This is a genomic window from Nitrosomonas communis, from assembly GCF_900114745.1.
Lineage (GTDB): Bacteria > Pseudomonadota > Gammaproteobacteria > Burkholderiales > Nitrosomonadaceae > Nitrosomonas > Nitrosomonas communis_A.
On record NZ_FOUB01000114.1, the window covers coordinates 1 to 6,266 of the forward strand.

Genomic DNA, 6,266 nt, shown 5'->3' on the forward strand with positions numbered 1-6,266 from the left:
TGCATCGGTAATGTCATCGATTATCCTCCTGAAAACGTTTGAGGATAATAATGCAGTGAATTATGATGTTTTAGATGGGAGCGTTGGACGCATACCCTTGATTCTGGTGAATATTGTGTACACCAAGTCCACTGTTAAAAGGTTCTCTAAAAATATAGAATCTGACGTCTTGTTCTATCACAGATTCGAGATCGGGTCAGGGCTTGAATGTCTGTTCCGCTATTCCACGGTAGGTTCCAGCCTAGAAAATTTAGGAAGCGAGACAGACAATTATCGTATGAGATGAAATAATTACATAAAAATAAAATAGCAATGACATAAAACGACTAAATTGTTATAACGAAAATCTTATCACAAAATATTATGTTGCCATATTTTATAGTAATTATTCTTCTTTACAATCTCCGTAGATATGACGGTGAGTAAGTATTTTATGTCAATGAAGAGTAACGGTTATCCCAAGTTAATCAGATCAGATCTTTGTATTACTCCCTAGATTATCTTCTGCCTCTCCTGAGAATATCCAAATTTTCCCTTAACTACAAATACCTGAGTTATGTGCTTGATCAAATAGCTTCTAATGCACTAAAAATATTTCCATTAAAAACAGCAATCTAATACTATAACAACAAGAGCCTTCAGCGATGCTATGGGCTCGATAATCTGAAATCGTCGCAATCCCCCAAAGGGCCCCGGTCATCTCTTGGCCTTGGGCGTTTTGCTTTTTCCGTCTTCCATTAACGATAGGAGTCACCCATGCTCATCCTCAATGATCCTTCCCTTGTAGATCTCATTTCCGACCCCGCTATACGAGAGCTGGTAGAGCAGCGGTTCTCGGAAGTCTGCACTGGTGAACCATACGACTACGAAACCCACGATTACATGATCGTGGTAGAACCCGTCGACAGTGTACACGCACTGGAGAGCAGAGCAGTTGTCTCATCCTGCGTAAGCCCTTCGATAATTGTCAAGCTTGTGTTTTAATAGTAAATACCCTTATCGCCGCATCTTAATCTTAGTCACCGTGTCTTTAATTATCGCTCTTACCCTTTTGTTCAGCTTGATACTGCTGGCTTGGTCCGCTGCTCCGGCCTTGGTGCGCCGCGGCTTTCATGCTCCACGTCGGCTCGAACAGAGCAGTCCTGCCGAGCTCGGACTCGCCTATCGTGAGATACGCATCCCCACTGTCCGCGGCAAGCAGTTATTCGGCTGGTTGATCCCGGCCTCGTTATCCGGACCTCAACCGATAGTAGCAGTGCTGCACGGCTGGGGTGGCAACGCCGAGGACATGTTGCCCTTTGCTTCGCTGCTGCATCGCGCTGGCTTGGGTGTATTGCTGGTAAATGCGCGCAATCACGGTCGCAGTGACGCCGATACCTTCTCCTCCATGCCGCGTTTTGCCGAAGACCTCCAGCATGCTCTAGATTGGCTAGTCCAACAGCCCGAGGCGGATCCGGCACGATTGGCGATTCTGGGTCACTCAGTGGGCGCTGCTGCCTGTTTACTGGTTGCTTCGCAACGTCGCGGACTGGCCGCGGTGATCAGTATCGCTGCCTTCGTTCACCCCGCCGAAATCATGCGTCAGGTAATAGCCGCCCACCATATCCCCTATTGGCCTATTGGTCGCTGGGTTATAGACTACGTGGAGCGCACCATTGGCCATCGTCTGGACGATATTGCTCCCCTCTATACTCTCCAAGCTATCCATTGTCCGGTACTGCTGGTCCACGGAGATCAGGATCGCACCGTACCAGTGACCGCTGCCGAAACCCTTTACGCCCACCGCCCCAGCGACACTGTGCAGCTTTGGGTAATTCCTGGTGTAGCTCACGACTCGGTGGAGGCCATTCAAGCGCACGGCGACCGGTTACTGCAATTCCTCAATATGGCCATGGGTGGAGATAAGTGATAGGAATTTTTTAGGATTGTATGTTTAAGTAATTCTGTCGCAAAGTTCGAAATTCTGCCGAGATTGGATCTCCTACCCGGAGATAATCAGACGGTGAAGCGACGATGATAGATTTCAAAGGCAGCCAGTTCGAGCAGGGTATCATCCTTTGAAGCATCCGTTGGTATGTGGCTTGTCCGATTAGCTATCGGCGATTGGAAGAAATAATGCGTGAGCGCGGCGTTACGGTTGACTTCGCCCAAAAAACGGTAATTCAGTAATTAGTGCTTACCCGAAAACTCTCAAACCCAATAAAGAACAAAAGGTTGCTCCTGATTTCAAAAATGAAGATTTCTAGGAATTTAAGTAAAACCAGCGCAATTCAATTAATCAACCTCACTCTGCCTCAATCTTTTAGAAATCTTCATTTCTTAAATTAGATGCAACCCACTGTTTTTTTATAGGAACAAAGGGTTTCCAGGCAGACACTAATTAATTATGTTGAGAATATCAGCCAATCTATCCATACCCTTAACTGAGATCGAAATTCAAGCGATACGCGCCCAGGGATCGGGCGGGCAGAATGTAAATAAAGTTGCCACTGCAGTTCATTTGCGATTCGATATAAAGGCTTCATCACTCCCGGAAATATATAAAGAAAGGTTATTGAATTTAAAAGATAGTCGAATCACTAGCGAAGGCGTTGTTATCATAAAGGCTCAGCGGTATAGCAGTCAGATTAAAAACAGAGAAGATGCACTCAATCGACTACAAGAGATTATCAAAAGCGTCACTGTCCAGATAAAACCACGAAAACCCACTAAACCAACCAAAGCTTCCAAGGCAAAGCGTTTGGAACGTAAAGTAATTCAAAGCCAAAGAAAGTCGTTACGCAGGAAGGTTGAGGAGGAGAAATAAATAAGAAAAAATGTGGTTGTAGTGGCTTAGATTTATGCTGATATTCTTGTAGTATAGCCTTAATACAGTTCGGCAGCCTGCTTGCGACCGAGGCCGTGTAAAAACTCATCACCAAACCTGTCGATATGGGAATTGCCCTACTGACCAGCCAAAGATCAGTCAATACTCAATGACTCAATGGTTGACTCCACAATGCTCGCTATTTCAGTCAATATCTTGCATGATCAAACCACTGACATTTCGATTTTTGTGTTTTTGCACAGCTTGAACACAAACCAGACAGTGAGATCGCGCTAAATTCATTTTTAACAGAGATAACGTTCAAGCTCAGCATAGTGCTAAGTTTAGAATTCCGCTTCGGACAGATCATAGGCTTGCATATTTCCTTGTTGATCTTTATGCAACATCGTTGTGAAATTGCTGTATTGAGTGTTTCTAAAAGTTCTTATTTCCTCAATATTGAACGAATCGGAACGTGAGAGATCGACATTGCTAAGATTACGGTAGCAGATATCATAACTTCCTGCTGTAATCTTGCTCATAGTGAAGCTGCCAAAAGCGGGAATATAAAATTGGCGTAATGGATAAGCCTCTACGCAACCTAAAGAAACCAATTTTACGAAAACATCAGAATCATTCTGGCTGTTCTCTACCGTTATTGTCGAAAGGATATCTGAGTGAAGTGGTTTACCCCCTTTAACATAGCTAGCAAACACCGGCCATGGCTGACCATTTGGCGCTGTACTTGGCCTGACATAATTTAGTTGGAATGGAGGGGGTTCTGCGTTGTAATGTTTGCGTTCCAATGGTGTGCTCGGTTTCTCAGTTATCCAGTTCCATAAAAATAAGCCAATAAGCCCGTAAGGAATCGAGTATCTGAAAATGTGCGCAAGTATTCCCCGAGTATTAATACGCGAGATAGATGACGAATGGACCGGTGGAGTTTTTGACGTGAATCTTGATTGTCTGGTAATATACTCTGCTTGCGCAGCATTTAATTCTTGTTGAGCAATCCACTGGTCATGCTCCCTTCTTCTGTTTGGCTTGGATAACACGTCATACGAAGTGTTGATGATTACCATGATTCGAACTGCTTCAGTATTCCCCAGATTCTTGTCTGGATGAAATCTCTGTGAAAGTGTCTTGTATGCTGCACGGATGATCTCTGGTGGAGCGTTACGTGACACCTTGAGGTTATCATAATGGGTATGTATCTTAGCCATGCCTATTGCATCTAACAAGTAATTAATTAGTCTTCATATCTCTTTCATGCTTCTGGCATTAACAATAGAATTGGTACGTGTGCTAATTGCATATTATATTAAATGAAGCGATATATATTTCTGGGATCATGACTGTACGCGCTGCCACATATTATTATGTCAGGTTATAGGAGACTTATTGAGAAAAATTGACTAACTGGTTTTGGCACGAAGTAGTCATTTCGATGATGCTAATTATCTGTGCTTATTCACTTCTATTTTTGAATGCGTCATATTAAATCCAAGCTTTTACACTTTAGATTTTGTTTTAAGTGCTTCTGGCAAGTTACAGATATATACTCCAATATTTTCTTTGCAAATGCCACAATCTTCAATGGGTCAAACGTCAGACCATATAGCTTCGGCACCTGCAAGGGTTAAATATGAGCAACATGCCTCAATCGCATGTTGCTCATTGCAATAATGATCAAGTAGGACTCCTTCCCGAATATCAACCTCTGGCACTGCGTATGGAAGCAGCTATATGCACATTTGTGTTTCATCTAATCCCATTTCTAAATCAAAAATGACGCGAAGGCGAGCCCTAGGCAGTATAAATAATACGGCAAAGTAAAGCCGGCAAAGTTAGTTTTGATTTAGATTTAGAAATGGGATTAGGGAACATACTGGGGCCTAATCCGAGATTTTTACCGCATGTTTTGCAGTTCATGTTGATTCGCCTCAGTAATTGGAAATTAAATAATGCTAATTTTCTTATTATCTTAGCCAGATTGAGCGCGGTAATCTGAAAGTGTCACATCCTACAAATCGCCTTCGGTCTTCATCGGCCTTGGGCGTTTTGCTTTTTCTATTTTCTATTAACGATAGGAGGTGTACCTATGCTCATCCTCAATGATTCTTCCCTTGTAGACTGTATCCTCAATCTCGCTATACGAGAGTTGGTTCGGCAGTGGCTCTCGGAAGTCTGCGCCGGTGAACCCTACGACTATGACCTTCACGTCTACATGATCGAGGTGGAACCCGGTGGCAGCGCTGCAGCACTGGAGGAACACGACAGCTGCTACGAGATGATCTACATCTTCAAGACGAAGGCTTCGATGTCGATAACTTCATCCCGAAGCAGCCGGGCGTTGACGCCGATCTGCTGGCGATGTGCGCCGAATACGCGGCACAGGCGACAGCGCTGGCACAGCCCTGAATATCCATCACTTAACCCATATGTTCAAGGAGAAGGTGACCGTTATGAAGTTTGATACCGGCATAGATAGGGGTCACGCCAAATGCTTAGCGCTAATCGATCTGCTGAGCCGCTATCCCTCGGTATTGCACGGGCTCACCGCCTTGCAGGACTAGGTGGGCAGCGTGATCCGGTGTCTGCTCGCCACCGACCCTGATCTCGCCCGTCGGCACATCGTTGAGAATGGCGGGGCGGAGATTGCCATTTTGATCCCGCTAACGTAATCCATCAGCACTACGATGGTGTCGCGGTGCTGATACCTCTCAAGTAGCGTTCTGGTGCTGCGGTAACCGGAGCATCTTATATGAATGCAGATGTCTGCCAAGTGGATGGATGTCAATTTGTCGAATAAGCTACTCATGTCGACTGACCCTTCGCTTCCCTCAGTGGATCGAGCGGTAGCCACGATTTCATGGCCGTCATTATACCCTATGTCTACCTAACTGTTTGTAAATGTTAAATAATTACATATTGTTATGGCTGTAAATGGGCGGGTGGCAATGCGGATAAACGCTGCCAATTCATACCCGCGATCAGCCATTCCCCTTGCGCCTGCGTCAATGTAAAACAGCGCTCGCCAGAGCCTGGCCAGACAAACCGTCCCTTGTGCAAGCGACGATGACATCACCATACACCCGTCCCATCCCATACCCATACCCATACCTTGATACGATTACCAGCACGATGGCCAAACACAAAAGCTAAGCCTGCACAAGGCGAGTGTCCCAAGCTTTGCTGTACCGCCATCGACAAACTGAATCGCCCTGGGTTTACAGGAGACTCTATTTCTTGAGAGGATAGAGTAATGAAAAAACAAGTAAGATATTCACCGGAGGTTCGTAAACGAGCTGTCCGATTGCTGTATGAACACCAAGGGGAGTATGAGTCGCAATGGGCGGCACTGGGATAGCATCCAAGATAGGTTGTACTGCTGAGACGTTGCGTAAATGGGTGCGACAATCAGAGACTGATCAGGGCATCCGGGCAGGCATGTCAACCT

Annotated in this window: 6 protein-coding genes and 2 pseudogenes; 6 read left to right on the top strand and 2 right to left on the bottom strand. The window is 45.2% G+C overall.

All coding sequences use genetic code 11. The annotated features are described in order from the left end of the window. The 4 genes from BM122_RS26660 to arfB all read left to right on the top strand — a co-directional run. A partial coding sequence (locus BM122_RS26660; RefSeq protein ID WP_256212246.1) for a hypothetical protein occupies positions 1-286 on the top strand: 286 nt, incomplete at its 5' end. A gap of 470 nt (positions 287-756) precedes the next feature. After that, positions 757-984 (top strand): hypothetical protein, encoded by a 228-nt coding sequence (locus tag BM122_RS19910; protein ID WP_074907270.1) that lies wholly within the window; start codon positions 757-759, stop codon positions 982-984. 40 nt (positions 985-1,024) lie between these two features. After that, a complete protein-coding gene (locus BM122_RS19915; RefSeq protein WP_256212247.1) occupies positions 1,025-1,909 on the top strand; it encodes an alpha/beta hydrolase in 885 nt (294 codons plus the stop codon). Positions 1,910-2,386: 477 nt separating this feature from the next. Beyond that, complete coding sequence (gene arfB / locus BM122_RS19920) at positions 2,387-2,806, top strand: alternative ribosome rescue aminoacyl-tRNA hydrolase ArfB (protein WP_074907272.1); 420 nt, start codon at positions 2,387-2,389, stop codon at positions 2,804-2,806. 344 nt (positions 2,807-3,150) lie between these two features. On the opposite strand, the gene BM122_RS19925 is transcribed toward arfB, so the two are convergent. Continuing rightward, on the bottom strand, positions 3,151-4,029 hold the full coding sequence (locus BM122_RS19925) for a J domain-containing protein (protein WP_074907274.1): 879 nt from the start codon (positions 4,027-4,029) through the stop codon (positions 3,151-3,153). Between the two features lie 878 nt (positions 4,030-4,907). Here BM122_RS19925 and BM122_RS19930 point away from each other — a divergent pair. Beyond that, on the top strand, positions 4,908-5,282 hold the full coding sequence (locus BM122_RS19930) for a hypothetical protein (protein WP_074907276.1): 375 nt from the start codon (positions 4,908-4,910) through the stop codon (positions 5,280-5,282). 458 nt (positions 5,283-5,740) lie between these two features. Here the strand turns inward: BM122_RS19930 and tnpB are convergent. After that, positions 5,741-6,019 (bottom strand): annotated as a pseudogene (gene tnpB / locus BM122_RS19935) (IS66 family insertion sequence element accessory protein TnpB). 52 nt (positions 6,020-6,071) lie between these two features. Between tnpB and BM122_RS25610 the strand changes: the two are divergent. Continuing rightward, positions 6,072-6,266, top strand: a pseudogene (locus BM122_RS25610) (transposase); the annotation flags it as partial.